Origin of the sequence: Pseudomonas sp. GD04058 (assembly GCF_029836855.1) — a bacterium.
Lineage (GTDB): Bacteria > Pseudomonadota > Gammaproteobacteria > Pseudomonadales > Pseudomonadaceae > Aquipseudomonas > Aquipseudomonas bharatica.
On the sequence record NZ_JAOECN010000006.1, the window covers coordinates 168,920 to 186,653 of the forward strand.

A 17,734-nucleotide genomic window follows, 5' to 3' on the forward strand; every position below is an offset into this window, starting at 1 on the left:
ACCGTGATGAAAAGCAGCGCAATAAGCTGGACATGGTTTCACAAGCTCGGTTCCCCCAAATGGTTCTATGCCATCAGCGGGCGCATGCTGCCCTGGCTGGCGGTCGCCGCAGTGTTGCTGATCGGCACCGGCGTGGTCTGGGGCCTGGCCTTCGCCCCGCAGGACTACCAGCAGGGCAACAGCTTCCGGATCATCTACATCCATGTGCCAGCGGCCATGCTGGCCCAGTCCTGCTATGTGATGCTGGCGGTGTGCGGCGTGGTCGGCCTGGTGTGGAAGATGAAGATCGCCGACGTCGCCCTGCAGAGCGCCGCGCCCATCGGCGCCTGGATGACCGCGCTGGCGCTGCTCACCGGGGCCATCTGGGGCAAGCCGACCTGGGGCAGCTGGTGGGTCTGGGATGCCCGCCTTACGTCCATGCTCATCCTGCTTTTCCTGTACTTCGGTCTCATTGCCCTCGGCCACGCGATCAGCAATCGTGACAGCGCGGCAAAGGCTTGCGCGGTGCTGGCCATCGTCGGGGTGATCAACATCCCGATCATCAAGTACTCGGTGGAATGGTGGAACACCCTGCACCAGGGCTCGACCTTCACCCTCACCGAGAAACCGGCGATGCCGGCGGAGATGTGGTTGCCGCTGCTGCTTACGGTGCTGGGTTTCTATTGCTTCTTCGGTGCCGTGGTGCTGCTGCGCATGCGCCTCGAAGTGCTCAAGCGCGAAGCCCGCGCCAGCTGGGTCCGGGAAGAAGTGCTGAACAGCCTGGGAGGCGCACGATGAGCTTCGCATCCTTCGGCGAATTTCTCGCCATGGGCCATCACGGCCTGTACGTCTGGTCGGCCTATGGCATCTGCCTGGCGGTGCTGGCCATCAACGTCGCCGCGCCCTTGCTGGCGCGCCGTCGTTACCTGCAAGCAGAGGCGCGCCGCCTGCGCCGGGAGAACGCCAAGTGAATCCGCAACGCAAGAAGCGCCTGTTCATCATCCTCGGCCTGCTCGCCGGCCTGGGTGTCGCCGTGGGCCTGGCCCTCAGTGCATTGCAGGAAAACATCAACCTGTTCTACACCCCGACCCAGATCGCCAACGGCGAGGCACCTCTGGACACGCGCATCCGCGCCGGCGGCATGGTCGAGAAGGGCTCGGTGCAGCGTTCCAGCGACTCGCTGGACGTGCGCTTCGTGGTCACCGACTTCAACAAGTCGGTGCCGATCACCTACCGCGGCATCCTTCCCGACCTGTTCCGCGAAGGCCAGGGCATCGTTGCCCTGGGCAAGCTCAATGGCGAGGGCGTGGTGGTGGCCGACGAAGTGCTGGCCAAGCACGACGAGAAGTACATGCCGCCGGAGGTCACCAAGGCCCTGAAGGAAAGCGGCCAGGCCGCCAACGGAGCGCCCGCCCAATGAATGCCGCGCTGATCATTCCCGAACTCGGCCAGTTGTCGATGATCCTGGCCATCTGCTTCGCCTGCGTGCAGGCCAGTGTTCCGCTGCTCGGCGCCTGGCGCGGCGACAGCCTGTGGATGAGCTTGGCGCGCCCGGCCGCGTGGGGGCAGTTCGCCTTCCTGGCTTTCGCCTTCGCCTGCCTGACCCACGCCTTCATGACCGACAATTTCTCGGTCGCCTACGTCGCCAGCAACTCCAACAGCGCCTTGCCCTGGTACTACAAGTTCAGTGCCGTGTGGGGCGCCCACGAAGGCTCGCTGCTGCTCTGGGCGCTGATCCTCGGCGGCTGGACCTTCGCCGTGTCGATCTTCTCCCGCCAGTTGCCGCAGGTGATGCTGGCCCGGGTCCTGGCGGTGATGGGCATGATCAGCGTCGGCTTCCTGTCGTTCCTGATCGTCACCTCCAACCCGTTCAGCCGCCTGCTGCCGCAGATGCCCGGTGATGGTCGCGACCTCAACCCGCTGCTGCAGGATATCGGCCTGATCGTCCACCCGCCGATGCTGTACATGGGCTATGTCGGCTTCTCCGTGGCCTTCGCCTTCGCTATCGCCGCCTTGCTCGGCGGGCGCCTCGACGCAGCCTGGGCACGCTGGTCGCGGCCCTGGACCATCGTCGCCTGGGCCTTCCTCGGCATCGGCATCACCCTGGGCTCCTGGTGGGCCTACTACGAACTCGGCTGGGGCGGCTGGTGGTTCTGGGACCCGGTGGAAAACGCCTCGTTCATGCCCTGGCTGGTGGGCACTGCGCTGATCCACTCGCTGGCGGTCACCGAGAAGCGTGGCGTGTTCAAGAGCTGGACGGTGCTGCTGGCCATCGCCGCCTTCTCCCTCAGCCTGCTCGGCACCTTCCTGGTCCGTTCCGGGGTGCTGACCTCGGTGCATGCCTTCGCCTCCGATCCGGAGCGCGGCATCTTCATCCTGTTCTTCCTGCTGATCGTGGTCGGCGGCTCGCTGACCCTGTTCGCCCTGCGCGCACCGGTGGTCAAGAGCCAGGTCGGCTTCGCCCTGTGGTCCCGCGAGACCCTGCTGCTGGCCAACAACCTGGTGCTGGTGGTGGCTGCGTCGATGATCCTGCTCGGTACCCTTTACCCGCTGATCCTCGATGCCCTGAGCGGCGCCAAGCTGTCGGTCGGCCCGCCGTACTTCGATGCCCTGTTCATCCCGCTGATGGCCCTGCTGATGGTGGTGCTGGCGGTGGGTGTGCTGGTGCGCTGGAAAGACACCCCCGGCCGCTGGCTGGCCGGCATGCTGACCCCGGTGCTGGTAGGCAGCGCGGTGCTGGCGCCGATCTGCGGCCTGCTGGTGGATGACTTCGACTGGCAGGTGTTGACCACCTTCGCCCTGGCGGCGTGGATCGTGCTCGGCGGGGTGCGCGACATCCTCGACAAGACCCGCCACAAGGGCCTGCTCAAGGGCATTCGCGGCCTCAACCGCAGCTACTGGGGCATGCACGTGGCCCACCTGGGCCTGGCGGTGTGCGCCATGGGCGTGGTGCTGTCGAGCAACAACAGCGCCGAGCGCGACCTGCGCATGGCGCCGGGCGACGCGGTGGAACTGGCCGGTTATCACTTCGTCTTCGAAGGCGCGAAACACCACGAAGGCCCGAACTTCACCTCCGACAAAGGCACCGTGCGGGTGCTGAAGGAGGGCCGCGAGATCAGCGTGCTGCACCCGGAAAAACGCCTGTACACCGTGCAGCAGTCGATGATGACCGAAGCCGGCATCGACGCCGGCTTCACCCGCGACCTCTATGTCGCCTTGGGCGAGCCCCTGGAAAACGGCGCCTGGGCGGTGCGCGTGCACGTCAAGCCGTTCGTGCGCTGGATCTGGCTGGGCGGTCTGCTGACCGGCCTGGGTGGTGTGCTCGCGGCGCTGGACCGGCGTTATCGAATCAAGGTCAAGACCAAGGTGCGCGACGCCCTTGGCCTGCAAGGAGCGACGGCATGAAGCGCTGGATCATGGTTGTACCGCTGGCGGTGTTTCTGCTGGTGGCGGTGTTTCTCTACCGCGGGCTGTACTTGGACCCGGCGGAACTGCCGTCGGCGATGATCGGCAAGCCGTTCCCGGCCTTCTCCCTGGCCAACGTGCAGGGCGACCGCACCCTGACCGAGGCGGACCTCAAGGGCAAGCCGGCGCTGGTCAACGTCTGGGCCACCTGGTGCATCTCGTGCAAGGTCGAGCACCCGGTGCTGAACAAGCTGGCGCAGCAGGGCGTGAACATCTACGGGGTCAACTACAAGGACGACAACGCTGCCGCGCTGAAATGGCTGGCCGAGTTCCACAATCCGTACCAGATGGATATCCGCGACGAGCAGGGCACCCTCGGCCTGGACCTGGGTGTGTACGGCGCGCCGGAAACCTTCTTCATCGACGCGAAGGGTGTGATCCGCGACAAGTACGTCGGAGTGATCGACGAAACCGTCTGGCGCGAGAAGCTGGCGCCGGTCTACCAGGGCCTGGTCGACGAGGCGAAGCAATGAAGCGCTGGCTTGCTGCCGCCGTGCTTGGCCTGAGCCTGACCGGCGTGGCCAGGGCGGCCATCGACACCTATCAGTTCGCCGACGAGGCCGAACGCGAGCGCTACCGCGAGCTGACCAAGGAGCTGCGTTGCCCCAAATGCCAGAACCAGGACATCGCCGACTCGAATGCGCCGATCGCCGCCGACCTGCGCCGGGAAATCTTCCGCATGCTCGGCGAAGGCAAGAGCAACCAGCAGATCGTCGATTTCATGGTCGATCGCTACGGTGATTTCGTCCGCTACAAACCGGCCCTGACGGCGAAAACCTGGCTGCTCTGGTTCGGTCCGGCGGCCTTGCTGCTGGGCGGTATCGGCGTCATGGCAGTGATCGTGCGCAAGCGCCGGGTCCCGGCGGGCAACGTGACGGCCGACCTTTCCCCCGAGGAGCGCGAGCGCCTCGCCAAACTGCTGGACAAAGAACAGACCCATGACTGATTTCTGGCTCGCTTCAGGCCTGCTGTTGCTGGTAGCCCTGAGCTTTTTGCTGATTCCGGTGTTGCGTGGCCGTCGTGCGCAGCAGGAAGAAGACCGTACCGCCCTCAACGTCGCGCTCTATCAGGAACGTGTCGCCGAACTTCAGGCCCAGGGGGCGGAGGGCGTGCTGAACGCCGAGCAACTGGCCCGTGGCCGCGATGAGGCGGCCCGCGAACTGCTGGACGACACCGAGAATGCCGAACCGTTGCGCAGCGCGCGGCTGGGCAAGGCGCTGCCGATCCTCGCGGCCTTCCTGGTGCCGGTGATGGCCGTGGGGCTGTACCTGCACTTCGGCGCCAGCGACAAGGTCGCCCTGACCCAGGAGTTCGCCACGGCGCCGCAGAGCCTCGAGGAAATGACGTCGCGCCTGGAGCGCAGTGTGGCCGCCCAGCCGGACAATGCCGAGGGCCTGTATTTCCTCGGCCGGGCCTACATGGCCCAGGAGCGTCCGGGCGATGCGGCCAAGGCCTTCGAGCGTGCCGTCGGCGTCGCCGGCCGTGCGCCCGAGCTGCTCGGGCAATGGGCCCAGGCCCTGTACTTCGCCAATAACAAGCAATGGACCGCACAGTTCCAGGCATTGACCGACGAAGCCCTGAAAGCCGATCCGAACGAGGTCACCAGCCTCGGCTTGCTGGGCATCGCGGCCTTCGAGGGCGAGCGCTACCAGGAAGCGGTGGACTACTGGAACCGCCTGCTGGTCCAGTTGCCGCAAGGTGACAGCTCTCGTACCGCGCTGCTGGGCGGTATCGAACGGGCCAAGGAGAAGATCGCAGCGGGCGAGGGCAAGGGCTCCGCAGCGGTCGCCACGGCCTCGGCTGCCAGCCTGACGGTCAAGGTCGAACTGGCCGACGCGCTCAAGGACAAGGTCAGGCCGGACGACGTGGTCTTCATCTTCGCCCGCGCCGCGTCCGGTCCGAGCCTGCCGCTGGCGGCCAGGCGGATCACCGTGGCGCAGTTGCCGATCGAGGTGGTGCTCAGCGACAGCGACGCGATGATGCCCAACATGAAACTGTCGAACTTCCCTGAAGTCCAACTGATGGCGCGCGTCTCCCGTGCCGGTCAACCCGGCAAGGGCGAGTGGATCGGCCGCAGCTCGCCGCTGCCCAGCGACACCCGGACGCCGCAACACCTGACCATCGATAGCCCGGACAATCCGGACAAGTAGAAGAGAGCGACTTCATGAACAGCACCGTACGCCTGACCCTGATTTCCCTGGCCCTGGGGTTGAGCGCATGTACGGTGCAGCAGCCGCGCGAGCCGGAGCGCGAACCCTTGCCGCCGATCGAGACGGCACCCCGACCGGGCCCGGTGATCAAGCCGGGCCCGGGCACGCCCAAGCCCTCCGTCACCCCGACGCCCAAACCCATGCCGCGCACCTCGGCCAGCTTCGCCCCGCCACCAGGCGGCGCCAGCCACTGGGATCCGAAGCTCGGGGTCTACGTGCTCGAAGGCAAGACCAATACTTTCTACCGCCAGCGCACCTACTACCGTTGGAACAACGGCTGGAGCTGGGCGACCAACCCCGAAGGACCATGGCAGGACACCGACTCCAGTGGCGTGCCAGGCGGCCTGGGGCGCGCGTTCGCCCAGTAATGCCGGCATAATGCTCCGTCGCTGAACGCCTGGGAGCATGTGATGACGAAGACGGTATTGGTGCTGGTCGAAACGGTCGATGACTACCTGCCCTTGCTGGAAGAACACGGTTACCGCCTGATCCACGCGAAAACGCCGGCGCTGCGGGCCGAGGCCATTGCCCGCCAGGGCGGCGAGATCGATGTGGTACTGACCCGTGGGCCCTTGGGGATCACCGCCGAGGAAATCGCCGCGCTGCCGTTGCTGCGCCTGATCTGCGTGATCGGTGCCGGTTACGAAGCGGTTGACCTGCATGCTGCCCGGGCACGGGGTATCGTCGTGACCAACGGCGCCGGGGCCAATGCCTCGGCGGTGGCGGACCATGCCATGGCCCTGCTGTTCGCCGTGGTCCGGGATATCTGCCGGGCTGACGCCACCACCCGACAAGGGCAGTGGAACCGGGTGATCAGCCCGTCGCTGGCGGGCAAGCGCCTGGGCATTCTCGGCCTCGGGGCGGTGGGCATGGCGATTGCCAGGCGTGGCGCACTGGGTTTCGACATGCAGGTTCGTTACCACAGCCGCTCGCGGCGAGACGTACCCTACCAATACTGCGAGAGCGTGCTGCAACTGGCCCGCGAGTCGGATTTCCTGATCGTCGCCACCCCGGGCGGCGCCGATACCCGCGGGCTTGTCGGGCGTGACGTGCTGGATGCGCTGGGGCCGCAAGGGTTCCTGGTGAATATCGCGCGGGCCAGTGTGGTCTCGACCGCCGAGATGGTCGCGGCGCTGCGCGAAGGGCGGATCGCCGGGGCGGGGCTGGATGTGTTCGATGACGAGCCGTCGGTGCCGGATGAGTTGAAGGCGTTGGGCAATGTGGTGCTGACGCCCCATGTGGCGGCGCAGACGCCTGAGGCGGCCAGGGATATGGTGGCGTTGGTGCTCAAGAACCTGCAGGCCTTCTTTGCCGGCGAACCGGTCCTGACCCCGGTGAGTTCGTAAGAGCACCGCATACCCTGTGGGAGCTGGCTTGTCGGGCCGCCGACCGCAGCGATAGCTTTAGTGAATTCACCATAGCAATCGCTGGCAAGCCAGCTCCCACAGCGTTCTCGGGTGTTCGATGGATATTGGCTACACTCAGCAACCTAGCCAGCAAGGAGCTCCCCCATGTCCAGCCAAACCCACCAGGGCACCTGCCTCTGCGGCGCCATCCAGTTCACCGTCACCCTCGACGACAACAGCGTCGGCGCCTGCCATTGCAGCATGTGCCGCAAATGGAACGGCGGCCCGCTGCTGACCGTGCACAGCAGCAGCGCCCCGCACTTCAGCGGCCAGCCTGCGGTCTACAACTCTTCGGACTGGGCCGAACGCGGCTTCTGCCCCGGCTGCGGCAGCCATCTGTTCTACCGCCTCAAGGGCGGCAATTTCTTCGCCATCCCGGTGGGCCTGCTGGACGGCGATCAGGCCTGGACCTTTGACCTGCAGGTCTATATCGACGAAAAACCGTCCTTCTATTGCTTCTCCAACCAGACGCAGAACATGACCGGCGCCGAGGTAGTCGCGCAGTTCAGCTAGTCGCTCCATAGCGCCGTGCTCTGCCTTTGCTTGCAATTCCCTGATATTCCTGAGAAAAGGCAGCACGACCGACAGCGAGGCAATCATGAGCGACGAATTGCAGATCACCGACGTCCACCTGGGCGACGGCAAGGAAGTGGTCAAGGGCGCCCTGATCACCACCCATTACACCGGCACCCTGGCCGACGGCACGGTCTTCGACTCCTCGCACCAGCGCGGCAAGCCGTTCCAGTGCGTGATCGGCACCGGGCGGGTGATCAAGGGCTGGGACATCGGCCTGATGGGCATGAAGGTGGGCGGCAAGCGCAAGCTGTTCGTCCCGGCGCACCTGGGCTACGGCGAGCGCAAGATGGGCTCGATCCCGCCCGGTTCCGACCTGCATTTCGAAATCGAAGTGCTCGAAGTACTGACCCGCGACGACTGAAGCACCGTCTTAATTTGGTAACAGGGAACGCGTAGATTCACTCCCAGCTTAAGGATAAGCGCCCCAGGGACAGAACCAAACGGGCCTGCTGCACTCTCAAGGATGCCCGTATCCACGGATGGAGCGACAGACAGGGATGCCCCGCGGCCTCGGCCGCGGGGCAGCACTGGCGGGTTGGTTCACTGTCTTTGTCCCAAGCTTTGTCCTCAAGGGTTGATCATGAAGTTCCCCGCATTCCTGCCTTCGCGCCGTCAGGCGCTGCTCGGCACCGTGCTCGTTGCAGGCGCCGCCCTCCTTGGATTCACCACCTTCGACAGCCTGGCCAGGCCGGTCGACGGCACCCAGACCCTGGTGTTCCTGCGCCATGCGGAAAAGCCCGGTGAAGGCCTCGGCCAACTGAACTGCCAAGGGCTCAACCGCGCACTCGACCTGGCGACCTTGCTGCCGGAGAAATTCGGCAAGGCCGACTATGTGTTCGCCGCCGACCCGACCCGTGAGGTCGAGGAAGGCAGCAACGACGACAGCTACAGCTACCTGCGGCCGTTGATGACCATCAGCCCGAGCGCGATCAAGCTCGGGCTGCCGGTGAACATCGACTACGGCGCCAACGACACCAACGCCCTGGCACGCGAGCTGACCAGCAACAAGTACCGTAACTCGACGGTGTACACCGCCTGGTCCCATGGTTACCTCCCCGAACTGATCAACGCCGTGGCCGGCAAGGCCCTGGGCGAGGAGCGGGTGATCACCAAGGATTGGGAAAACGGCGATTTCGACTCGCTGTATGTGCTGACCCTGACCTGGCGTGATGGCAAGGCGACGATGCTGAGCCGGAATGTGAAGCAGGGGCTGGATGGTGGGGACTTGAGTTGCCCGCATACCCTATCTCAGGGTTGACATCGATCCCTGTGGGGGCTGGCTTGCCAGCGATTTGACCCTATCTGACAACATCCTTGTTCTTGCCGGCCTCATCGCTGGTCAAACCAGCTCCCACAGGGATCGAGTCGGCCCGGAGAATGGGAAAAAACCGAGGCGCGGGTACCAAGGGAGATGACCTTTGCAGGTCCTGGCACCGTTGATCGCGCCTCGCAAAAAGGAACGTTCGTTTACCGACCGAACTGCGCCGGCCAGCCAATCACGCGCTTGGGCCGCGGTTTGGCGTAGGTGCGGGTCTTGGAAGTGGACAGCCCGAGCTGGACCAGCGACTCGGCCATCTTCACCGCCGCGCTGACCCCGTCCACCACCGGCACGCCGGTACGCTGGCGGATCTTCTCGTCCAGCCCGGCCATGCCGCCGCAACCCAGGCAGATTACTTCCGCCTTGTCCTCGCTGACCGCCAGCTCGGCCTGGCGGACGATGGCTTCCAGCGCCCGTTCCGGCTCCGCTTCCAGTTCCAGCACGGCCATGCCGCTGGCCCGCACCGAGGCGCAGCGGTCGTACAGGCCGGAGAGCTTGAGGCGGTCCTCGATCAGCGGCACGGTGCGATCCAGGGTGGTCACTACCGAGTAGGCATGGCCAAGGTACATGGCGGTGCTGGCGGCGGCATCGGTGATGTCCACTACCGGCACGTTCAACAATTCCTGCAGGCCTTCGCGGCCGTGTTCGCCGTAGCCGGCCTGGATCACCGCGTCGTAGGGGCCGTCGTAGGCCAGCACGCGGTCCATCACGGCGATGGCCGCCAGGTAGCTCTCGAAATTGCCTTCCACCGATTCCGCGCCGAAATACGGAGTCAGCCCGATGATTTCGCTGCCCGGTGCGGCTACTGCCTGCGCCTGGCGGGCGATGGCTTCGGTGATGGCTTCGCTGGTGTTGACGTTGACTATGAGGATTCGCATATCGGGTCTCGCTAGGCAGTGAACCGGCCCGGCAGCACCGGGCCGCAAGAGGCAATCAATGGCTGGTGCTGTCGACGGCGATGGATTCGCCGCTCACGTCCAGGTACTGCTGGTTGCGCGGCGCACAGAGCAGGTAGAGCAGGCCGGCGATACCGGCACCGATCATCCAGGAGAAGGGCGCGATGGTTTCGAAGTTGGGCACCAGGGCCAGGACGATCGCCAGCAGCGCCGCCGGCACGAAGGCGACCAGGGCACGGGGATTGACCCCGCGACGGTAGTGGTAGGCGGCCTTGGGGTCTTCGCTGTACAGCTCGGGCACGTTGATGCGGCCACGGCGCAACAGCCAGTAATCGACCATGATCACCCCGTACAGCGGGCCGAGCAGGGCGCCGAGGCCGGACAGGAAGTACATGATCACCAGCGGACTGTTGTAGAGGTTCCACGGCAGGATCAGCACGGCGAGGGTGGCGCTGATCAGGCCGGCGCGGCGGAAGTTGAGCAGGCGCGGCGCCAGGTTGCTGAGGACGAAGGCCGGGGCGACGAAGTTGGCCATGATGTTCACCGCCACGGTGACGATCAGGAAGGCCAGGCAGCCGAGCACGAGGAAGAACGTATTGGGGATGCTGGCGATGATCTGCGTCGGACTGTCGATGATCTGGCCGTTGATCTTGAATTGCGCACCGCACAGCAGCACGGTGATCACCGCGAAGGCCAGGATGTTCACCGGCAGGCCCCAGAAGTTGCCCGAACGGATGGTCTTGCGGCACGGCGAGGACCGGGCGAAGTCGCAGAAATTCAGCACCAGCGTGCCGTAGATCGCCAGCCACAGCGCTCCGCCGGCCAGGATGTTGTGCCACATGGCTGCGCCGGTCAGCGGTTCGCGTACCGACCAGGCGATCTCGAAGCCGGCCTGGACGTACATCCACGCCGCCAGGCAGGTCACGGTGAGCAGGATCACCGGGCCGGCGAAGGCCTCGTAGCGTCGCACCATTTCCATGCCGTAGGCCAGGATCACCAGCTGCACCAGCCAGATGGCAACGAAGCACACCCAGCCGAGGCTCGACAGGCCGAGGATCGAGTCCTGGTCGTAGGCCGCAAGGCCAGGGGCGATGGCGCTAAGGAGCACGCGCAGGACCACCGAGGCCAGGTAGGTCTGGATGCCGAACCAGGCGATGGCGATTACCGCGCGGATCAGCGCCGGGATCTGGGCGCCATGGATGCCGAAGGCGATCCGGCTCATCACCGGGAACGGTACCCCGGTCTTCTGGCCCATGTAGCCGGACAGGTTCATGAAGAAGTACACCAGCGCCGCGCCTATCCCCAGCGACAGGAGGATCTGCCAGCCGCCCAGGCCCATGGCATACAGCCCCATGGCAAAGGAGTAGTTGGCGATGTTGTGCACATCGTTGGTCCACAGGGCAAAGATGCTGTAGCGCCCCCAGCGGCGGCCCTCGGCCTTGGTCGGGGCGAGGTCGTGGTTGTGCAGACGCGGGCTCAGGGTCACGGGGTGTTGCGGGTGCGTCGTCGGTTCGGGGGTAGACGAGGAAAAGTCCAGTTCTGTCTTGTTGGAGAGACTCATGCTCATTCCGGCGTGCTCCTGATACTCGTGGCGTGGGGACGCCTGGTCTTTAACCACGAGAACCAATTGGTTAGGGGCATTCCGCTACCCGGCGACGGCAGGTGGGCGGATCTGGTGTGTGCTCTTGATCGTGCTGAGTTGTATACAAAGCACGAATGCACTAAAGCCAGATCCATGCCACGGGGAGTCGCAGGGAAGAGTCATTATCTTTTTGAAGTTTCTGGAATTTTTTATAAGTTACTGAAAATTTGAATTTATAAATTGACCGATTAAACAGGTTTTATTTTTTTGCTTAGTTGAATTCTGATTAATTGGTCAACTTGTTAGAGCGGAGCGATGTAACCCTATGGGGCGCCAGTTGAGGTGATTGCACACAAAAAAGGCACTTTCGGTTACATGCTTGTGTACACTTCTTGTTCATATGGGTATTGGATTGGACACACAGGGCTGTGTCGCTCTCTCCGGCCTCATCGCTGGCAAGCCCAGCTCCCACAGATACCTGTGGGAGCTGGCTTGCCAGCGATGAGGCCCTCAACAACACCAAAAGGCTCAATCCATCGGCGGCAACCGCCGCTTCACCGGGGTCTTCTTGACGATTGCCGTACTCGTCTCGGCATGGCTGTTGAGCTTGTCCAGCAAGGTGTCCAGTTGTTCCATCGAGCGCACATGCAGGCGCGCGATAAAGCAGTCATCCCCGGTGACCTTGTCGCACTCGGTGAATTCGGGAATGGCGATGATCTGCCGTTCTACCTCGTGTAACTGCCCCGGCAACGGGCGGATGCGCACGATGGCCTGCAACTGGTAGCCGAAGCTGCGGGCGTCCACTTCCACCGTATAGCCCTTGAGCACCCCGCGTTCCTCCAGGCGGCGCAGGCGTTCGCTGACGCTGGGCGAGGACAGTCCGGTCAGGCTGGCCAGCGCCTTGAGCGAGCGCCGCGAATCTTCCATCAAGGCATTGAGCAGCAACTGGTCGATGGCGTCGGTCATGAAAAAGCTCCTGTCAGGCTAATCAGGTAAATTGCCTCAATAAAAAAGGCAGGTGCGGATTCCGGCCTTATTTATCCACTGGATTGGCCTGGAGCACCCTCGGCATACTTTGTCACAAAGTTCTCGGAGGTGTGACATGGACAATTCGATACGTCGCGGTTCCCTTGAAATGGTCGGCGCCATGCTGATCTCCGGCACCATCGGCTGGTTCGTCCTGGTATCGGGGCAGCCGGTGCTGGACGTGGTGTTCTGGCGCTGCCTGTTCGGTGCCGTCACCTTGCTGGCAATCTGCGCGGCCATGGGTTTCCTGCGCCCGGGCATCCTGACCCGCATGACCTTCGCCCTGGCCGTGCTCAGCGGCGTGGCAATCGTTGGTAACTGGGTGCTGTTGTTCGCTTCCTACTCGCGGGCGTCCATCGCCATCGGAACGGCGGTGTACAACGTCCAGCCGTTCATGCTGGTGGGGCTGGCGGCGCTGTTCCTCGGCGAGAAGATCACCCTGCCCAAGCTGTTCTGGCTCGGTGTGTCCTTCGCCGGGATGCTGGCTATCGTCAGTGCCCATGGCAGCCAAGGCGAGAGCGGCGACCAGTACCTGCTGGGCATCGTCCTGGCCCTGGGCGCGGCGTTTCTGTATGCAGTGGCGGCACTGATCATCAAGCGCCTCAGCGGGACGCCGCCGCACCTAATCGCGCTGATCCAGGTCAGCACTGGTGTGCTCATGCTGGCGCCGTTCGCCAATATCGGTGGCCTGCCCACGGTTCCGGGTGAGCTGGGCAGCCTGGTCACCCTGGGCATCGTGCACACCGGCGTGATGTACGTGCTGCTCTACGGGGCGATCCAGAAACTGCCGACGGCGCTGACCGGCGCGCTGTCGTTCATCTACCCCATCGCGGCGATCCTGGTGGACTGGGTGGCCTTCGGTCATCGCCTGGAACCCCTGCAATGGCTGGGTGTGTCGGCGATCCTGCTGGCGGCCGCCGGCATGCAGCGCGGCTGGTGGTTCAAATCCGCCGCCCGCGCCAGCAGCGCAAAGGCGTAGAATGCGCCGCTTTAGCCTGCTGAACACCTGCCATGACCGCTGCCATCGACACCCTGCATCAACACCTGCGCACCGCCCTGAACCCGCCGCCGAGTGAAACCCGGCGGCTGTTCCACGGTCGCGGGCGCTGCTGGCCGGGACTGGAGCAGATCACCGTGGACTGGCTTCAGGGTGTGCTGCTGGTGGGGCTGTTCCGCGAGCCGCCCGAGGGGCAGCTCGCGGCGCTGCAAGACATGCTGCGCGGGTTGGCGACGGGCGACATGGCGGTGCTGATCCAGCATCGTTACCTGCCGGACAGCCCGGGCTACTGGCTACTGGGCGAGCCCTGCACGCACAAGGTCATCGACGAGGACGGGCTGCGCTACCAGCTCGACCTCGGCCTGAAACAGAACAACGGCCTGTTCCTCGATATGCGCTATGGCCGGCGCTGGGTACGCGAGCACGCGGCGGACAAGCGGGTGCTCAACCTGTTCGCCTATACCTGCGGCTTCTCGGTGGCAGCGATTGCCGGTGGGGCGCAGCAGGTGGTCAACCTCGACATGTCGAAGGCCGCGCTGTCCCGCGGGCGTGATAATCACCGGCTGAACGGGCATGACCTGGGCCGCGTCGGGTTTCTTGGGCACGAGCTGTTCAAGTCGTGGGGCAAGGTGCGCAAGCCGGCGCCTTATGACCTGATCATCATCGACCCGCCGAGCTTCCAGAAGGGCAGCTTTGCCCTGACCCAGGACTACGCGAAGATCCTGCGCCGCTTGCCGGAGCTGCTCAGCGAGGGCGGCACGGTACTGGCCTGCGTCAACGATCCGGGGATCGGGCCGGAGTTCCTGATCCAGGGCATGGCGGAGCAGGCGCCGGGCCTGACGTTCGTCGAGCGCCTGGAAAACCCGCCGGAGTTTGCGGATGTGGATGTGGCCGGGGGGGCTCAAGGCCCTGGTTTTCCGGTGACCTCCAGGCCCTCATCGCTGGCAAGCCAGCTCCCACAACCTGTGGGAGCTGGCTTGCCAGCGATGAGGCCCCTGAGAACACCATCAATCACTGGGCTGCCGGCACCGGACTGTACTGCGCAAAACTCACCTCGTCCGTCTTGTCCACCAGCTTCTTCAACCGCTCGTTGAACGCCCGGTTCACCGCATACTGCCCACCCGACGTGGTCCTGAATTGTGCGGTCAGGGTCATCCCGTTGAGGTTCATGCTGTCTACGCCGAATACCTGCAGCGGCCCCTGCAGGTTGTGGCGCAGGATCGGATCCTCGCTGATTGACTGCCCCGCCTCGCGGATCAGCTTCAACGCCACGTCCACGTCCGAGTCATAGCTGAACTGCACCGAGAAGAAGGCATAGGCGAACTGCCGCGACTGGTTGGTGACCGCCTTGATCTGCCCGAACGGTACCGAGTGCACGAAGCCCTTGCCGTCGCGCAGGCGCAGGGTGCGGATGGTCAGGCTTTCCACGGTGCCGGCATGCCCGGAGTCGAGCACCACCCAGTCGCCGATGGCGATGGTGTCCTCGATCAGGATGAACAGCCCGGTGATGACATCCTGCACCAGTTGCTGCGAGCCGAAGCCGATGGCCAGGCCGACTACCCCGGCGCCGGCGAGGAACGGCGCGACGTTGATCCCCAGGTTGGCCATGGTGGTGATGGTGCAGATCACCACCAGCACCACCTTGGTGGCGTTGCGCAGCATCGGCAGGATGGTCCGCGTGCGAGTGCTTGGCTGGCGTGTATTGCGCCGCCCCGGGGTCGGCTTCAACGCTTCCTGGATGGCCGTGTCGATCACTACCCAGAGCAGCCAGGTCACCAGCAGGATCAGGCCGATGCTGCTCAGCGAATCGCTGATCGCCCGGCCGAAGCTGTTGCGCAGGGCGAAGTCCAGCACCGAGAAACCCCAGATGCGTCCGAGCAATTCGATGAAGGCGACCGCCATGGCGACGCGCAGCAGGGCATGGGCCAGGCTGTAGAGCAGTTCCTTGTAGGGACGCAGGCGCTGTTCCGGATTGCGCGGCGGGTTGAGAAAGTGCTGCAGGGTGATGCTGAGGAATACCGTGCCGATCAGCAGCACGGTGGTCAGCAACGCCTTCTGCAGGGCGCGCTGGCTTTCCTCGCCGGCGCCGATCAGGTTGATCCCCGAGACCAGGATCATCATCAGGATCGGCAGGTACCAGATGGCCGAGAAGATCCGCAGGGTTTCCTGCACGGCGCGGTGCTGCAGGCGGTCCTTGAGGCTGCGGTTGCGGATCAGGTGCGCCATCGGACGACGCGAGCGCAACACCACCACGGCGAAGATCAGGGTCGCCAGCAGGCCGGTGACCACCGCGATACTGCTGGTCAGGTTGCCGCCCAGTTGGCGGGAAATCTGCGGGCTGGTCAGGGCGTCGCTCCAGGCGGCGAGGAAGCCGATCAGGAACAGCGGCCGCGGCGCTGCCTCACGGATGATCTGCACCGCTGTGCGCTTGTGGCCGACATCGAACAGGGTAATCAGGCACAGGATCAGGGTGGTGGAGAAGATCCCGCTGCTGGTGGCGTAGGCCAGGCTCATGCCCAGCGCGCGGCCCACCGACGGGTCGAGCTGACGGCTGACGAACAGCGCCGCAGGCAGGCTGACGATGGCCGGCAGGGTGTAGGGAAGCAGGTAGGCCAGCAGCTTTTGCGGCCGCGGATGGCTGCGCAGCAGGCGGGTACGCTGGCTGGCGCGGGCGGCCAGACGGCCGAGGTAGCACAGCAGGGCGAAGGTCGCGGCCCAGCTGGCGCTGAGGATGAGGAAATCCCAGGTCATCGCCATCAGGTCGTCGGCATCGTGGCGGTCGACCAGCTGGTTGACCTCCTTTGCCGCCCGGTCGGTGCGCAGGCGCCAGTTGTCGAGCAGGTGGTGATCGATATCCAGTTCCTGGGAAACATCGTCGAGGCCGCTGGCGAGGGTGCCGAGCAGACCGCCCTGGACGACCGGTTCCGGTTCCTTGGCCGGTTGTTCCTCGGTGACGGCCGCCAGGGGGCCGGCGAGCGCCTGCAGGCTCAGCAGGGTACAGAAGAGAACGGTGAGCAGGGGGCGGATCACGGGATACTCCTTCAGCCGTGGGGTGACGGAAAGGGTAGACAATGATCCTTGGAGTTTTTCTGCGAGGGATTTGCAAACTGTGATGGCCCTATCGCTGGCAAGCCAGCTCCCACAGGTTGCATGCACCGCAGACCCTGTGGGAGCTGGCTTGCCAGCGATAGGGCCCGAAAGTCAGGCCCCGATCTTACTTGCCGCTATAGATCTGGTCGAAGATCCCGCCATCATTGAAGTGGGTCTTCTGCACGGTGCGCCAGTCGCCGAAGGTCTTCTCCACCGAGAGGAATTGCACTTTCGGGAAGCGGTCGGTGTACTTGGCCAGGACCTTCTCGTCCCGCGGACGCAGGTAGTTGCTGGCGGCGATTTCCTGGGCTTCAGGCGACCACAGGTACTTCAGGTATTCCTCGGCGGTCGCCCGGCTGCCTTTCTTGTCGACCACCTTGTCCACCACGCTCACCGGCGGCTCGGCCTCGGCGGAGACGCTCGGGTAGATCACCTCGAACTGATCGCGGCCGAATTCCCGGGCGATCATTTCCGCTTCGTTCTCGAAGGTCACCAGCACGTCGCCGATCTGGTTGGTCATGAAGGTGGTGGTGGCGGCGCGGCCACCGGTATCGAGCACCGGCGCCTGCTTGAACAGCTTGCCGACGAAGTCCTTGGCCTTGGCTTCGTCGCCGCCGGTCTTGAGCACGTAGCCCCAGGCCGACAGGTAGGTGTAGCGGCCGTTACCCGAGGTCTTCGGGTTCGGCACGATCACCTGTACGCCATCCTTGAGCAGGTCCGGCCAGTCCTTCAGGGCCTTGGGGTTGCCCTTGCGCACGATGAACACCGTGGCCGAGGTGAAGGGCGCGCTGTTGTTCGGCAGGCGGGTGACCCAGTTGTCCGGGACCAATTGGCCGTTGTCGGCCAGGGCATTGATGTCGGTGGCCATGTTCATGGTAATGACATCCGCCGGCAGGCCGTCGATCACCGAGCGCGCCTGCTTGCTGGAGCCGCCGAAGGACATCTGGATGTTGATCTTCTCTTTGTGCTCGGCTTCCCAGTGCTTCTGGAAGGCAAGGTTGTAGTCCTTGTAGAAGTCGCGCATCACGTCGTAGGAGACGTTCAGCAGCGGTGCGGGAGCGGCCTGGGCGAGGCCGCCCACGACCAGGCTCGCGGCGAGGAGCGAGGCGCCAAAGAGTTTTTTCACTGTGCATTCCTTGTTGGAGTTGGTTGGGATAACAGCATTGTGCCAGCGACTATAGCCAATGGC

The 17,734-nt window shown here is 64.5% G+C and carries 18 protein-coding genes and 1 pseudogene; 14 read left to right on the plus strand and 5 right to left on the minus strand.

From position 1 onward, the window contains the following. Positions 1–6: 6 nt before the first annotated feature. The 12 genes from N7650_RS07875 (at position 7) to N7650_RS07930 (ending at position 8,894) form a co-directional block, all read left to right on the plus strand. A complete protein-coding gene (locus tag N7650_RS07875) occupies positions 7–777 on the plus strand; it encodes a heme ABC transporter permease (protein ID WP_009399926.1) in 771 nt (256 codons plus the stop codon). Further along, a complete protein-coding gene (gene ccmD, locus N7650_RS07880; RefSeq protein ID WP_009399925.1) occupies positions 774–950 on the plus strand; it encodes a heme exporter protein CcmD in 177 nt (58 codons plus the stop codon). The genes N7650_RS07875 and ccmD overlap by 4 nt, the downstream gene beginning before the upstream one ends. Continuing rightward, positions 947–1,399, plus strand: coding sequence for a cytochrome c maturation protein CcmE (gene ccmE / locus N7650_RS07885; RefSeq protein ID WP_009399924.1), 453 nt, complete (start codon positions 947–949; stop codon positions 1,397–1,399). Before ccmD ends, ccmE begins: the two co-directional genes overlap by 4 nt. Positions 1,400–1,410: 11 nt before the next feature. Further along, the gene (locus N7650_RS07890) at positions 1,411–3,384 is read left to right on the plus strand and encodes a heme lyase CcmF/NrfE family subunit (RefSeq protein WP_279897775.1); all 1,974 of its coding nucleotides are present in this window, start codon (positions 1,411–1,413) and stop codon (positions 3,382–3,384) included. Next, the gene (locus N7650_RS07895; RefSeq protein ID WP_009399922.1) at positions 3,381–3,917 is read left to right on the plus strand and encodes a DsbE family thiol:disulfide interchange protein; all 537 of its coding nucleotides are present in this window, start codon (positions 3,381–3,383) and stop codon (positions 3,915–3,917) included. Before N7650_RS07890 ends, N7650_RS07895 begins: the two co-directional genes overlap by 4 nt. Beyond that, a complete protein-coding gene (locus N7650_RS07900) occupies positions 3,914–4,390 on the plus strand; it encodes a cytochrome c-type biogenesis protein CcmH (protein WP_279897732.1) in 477 nt (158 codons plus the stop codon). Before N7650_RS07895 ends, N7650_RS07900 begins: the two co-directional genes overlap by 4 nt. Continuing rightward, positions 4,383–5,594 (plus strand): c-type cytochrome biogenesis protein CcmI, encoded by a 1,212-nt coding sequence (ccmI, locus tag N7650_RS07905; protein WP_279897733.1) that lies wholly within the window; start codon positions 4,383–4,385, stop codon positions 5,592–5,594. Before N7650_RS07900 ends, ccmI begins: the two co-directional genes overlap by 8 nt. 14 nt (positions 5,595–5,608) lie before the next feature. Next, positions 5,609–6,022, plus strand: a complete 414-nt coding sequence (locus N7650_RS07910) for a hypothetical protein (protein ID WP_009399916.1) — start codon at positions 5,609–5,611, stop codon at positions 6,020–6,022. A 42-nt stretch (positions 6,023–6,064) separates the two neighbouring features. Further along, entirely contained in the window at positions 6,065–7,000 is a 936-nt protein-coding gene (locus N7650_RS07915) for a 2-hydroxyacid dehydrogenase (RefSeq protein ID WP_279897734.1), read from the plus strand. Between the two features lie 165 nt (positions 7,001–7,165). Continuing rightward, positions 7,166–7,573 carry a GFA family protein gene (locus N7650_RS07920; RefSeq protein ID WP_279897735.1) on the plus strand — a complete coding sequence of 136 codons (408 nt, stop codon included), beginning with the start codon at positions 7,166–7,168 and terminating at the stop codon, positions 7,571–7,573. Between the two features lie 85 nt (positions 7,574–7,658). Next, a complete protein-coding gene (locus N7650_RS07925) occupies positions 7,659–7,997 on the plus strand; it encodes an FKBP-type peptidyl-prolyl cis-trans isomerase (protein ID WP_009399911.1) in 339 nt (112 codons plus the stop codon). Positions 7,998–8,216: 219 nt separating this feature from the next. Further along, positions 8,217–8,894: a histidine phosphatase family protein gene (locus N7650_RS07930; RefSeq protein WP_279897739.1), complete on the plus strand. Its 678-nt coding sequence runs from the start codon at positions 8,217–8,219 to the stop codon at positions 8,892–8,894. Between the two features lie 209 nt (positions 8,895–9,103). Here N7650_RS07930 and N7650_RS07935 read toward each other — a convergent pair whose 3' ends face one another. From N7650_RS07935 to N7650_RS07945, 3 genes are all read right to left on the minus strand, one after another. Then, positions 9,104–9,832, minus strand: a complete 729-nt coding sequence (locus N7650_RS07935) for an aspartate/glutamate racemase family protein (protein ID WP_009408716.1) — start codon at positions 9,830–9,832, stop codon at positions 9,104–9,106. A gap of 55 nt (positions 9,833–9,887) precedes the next feature. Further along, positions 9,888–11,417, minus strand: a complete 1,530-nt coding sequence (locus tag N7650_RS07940; protein ID WP_009408717.1) for an NCS1 family nucleobase:cation symporter-1 — start codon at positions 11,415–11,417, stop codon at positions 9,888–9,890. Positions 11,418–11,960: 543 nt separating this feature from the next. Then, entirely contained in the window at positions 11,961–12,398 is a 438-nt protein-coding gene (locus tag N7650_RS07945; protein ID WP_009408720.1) for an Lrp/AsnC family transcriptional regulator, read from the minus strand. A 136-nt stretch (positions 12,399–12,534) separates the two neighbouring features. Between N7650_RS07945 and N7650_RS07950 the strand changes: the two genes are divergently transcribed. Further along, positions 12,535–13,437 carry a DMT family transporter gene (locus N7650_RS07950; protein WP_009408722.1) on the plus strand — a complete coding sequence of 301 codons (903 nt, stop codon included), beginning with the start codon at positions 12,535–12,537 and terminating at the stop codon, positions 13,435–13,437. Positions 13,438–13,469: 32 nt separating this feature from the next. Beyond that, a pseudogene (locus N7650_RS07955) lies at positions 13,470–14,379 on the plus strand (class I SAM-dependent methyltransferase). A gap of 87 nt (positions 14,380–14,466) precedes the next feature. On the opposite strand, the gene N7650_RS07960 reads toward N7650_RS07955, so the two are convergent. After that, positions 14,467–16,485 (minus strand): mechanosensitive ion channel family protein, encoded by a 2,019-nt coding sequence (locus N7650_RS07960; RefSeq protein ID WP_009397648.1) that lies wholly within the window; start codon positions 16,483–16,485, stop codon positions 14,467–14,469. Between the two features lie 184 nt (positions 16,486–16,669). After that, a complete protein-coding gene (locus tag N7650_RS07965; protein ID WP_009397646.1) occupies positions 16,670–17,671 on the minus strand; it encodes a sulfate ABC transporter substrate-binding protein in 1,002 nt (333 codons plus the stop codon). Positions 17,672–17,734 lie beyond the last annotated feature (63 nt).

Excerpts from the sequence above, each read along its gene's own strand:
- N7650_RS07875 (WP_009399926.1), top strand. The coding sequence starts at position 7 with ATGAAAAGCAGCGCAATAAGCTGGACATGGTTTCACAAGCTCGGTTCC.
- ccmD (WP_009399925.1), top strand. The coding sequence starts at position 774 with ATGAGCTTCGCATCCTTCGGCGAATTTCTCGCCATGGGCCATCACGGC.
- N7650_RS07895 (WP_009399922.1), top strand. The coding sequence starts at position 3,381 with ATGAAGCGCTGGATCATGGTTGTACCGCTGGCGGTGTTTCTGCTGGTG.
- N7650_RS07900 (WP_279897732.1), top strand. The coding sequence starts at position 3,914 with ATGAAGCGCTGGCTTGCTGCCGCCGTGCTTGGCCTGAGCCTGACCGGC.
- ccmI (WP_279897733.1), top strand. The coding sequence starts at position 4,383 with ATGACTGATTTCTGGCTCGCTTCAGGCCTGCTGTTGCTGGTAGCCCTG.
- N7650_RS07910 (WP_009399916.1), top strand. The coding sequence starts at position 5,609 with ATGAACAGCACCGTACGCCTGACCCTGATTTCCCTGGCCCTGGGGTTG.
- N7650_RS07915 (WP_279897734.1), top strand. The coding sequence starts at position 6,065 with ATGACGAAGACGGTATTGGTGCTGGTCGAAACGGTCGATGACTACCTG.
- N7650_RS07920 (WP_279897735.1), top strand. The coding sequence starts at position 7,166 with ATGTCCAGCCAAACCCACCAGGGCACCTGCCTCTGCGGCGCCATCCAG.
- N7650_RS07925 (WP_009399911.1), top strand. The coding sequence starts at position 7,659 with ATGAGCGACGAATTGCAGATCACCGACGTCCACCTGGGCGACGGCAAG.
- N7650_RS07930 (WP_279897739.1), top strand. The coding sequence starts at position 8,217 with ATGAAGTTCCCCGCATTCCTGCCTTCGCGCCGTCAGGCGCTGCTCGGC.
- N7650_RS07935 (WP_009408716.1), bottom strand. The coding sequence starts at position 9,832 with ATGCGAATCCTCATAGTCAACGTCAACACCAGCGAAGCCATCACCGAA.
- N7650_RS07940 (WP_009408717.1), bottom strand. The coding sequence starts at position 11,417 with ATGAGCATGAGTCTCTCCAACAAGACAGAACTGGACTTTTCCTCGTCT.
- N7650_RS07945 (WP_009408720.1), bottom strand. The coding sequence starts at position 12,398 with ATGACCGACGCCATCGACCAGTTGCTGCTCAATGCCTTGATGGAAGAT.
- N7650_RS07950 (WP_009408722.1), top strand. The coding sequence starts at position 12,535 with ATGGACAATTCGATACGTCGCGGTTCCCTTGAAATGGTCGGCGCCATG.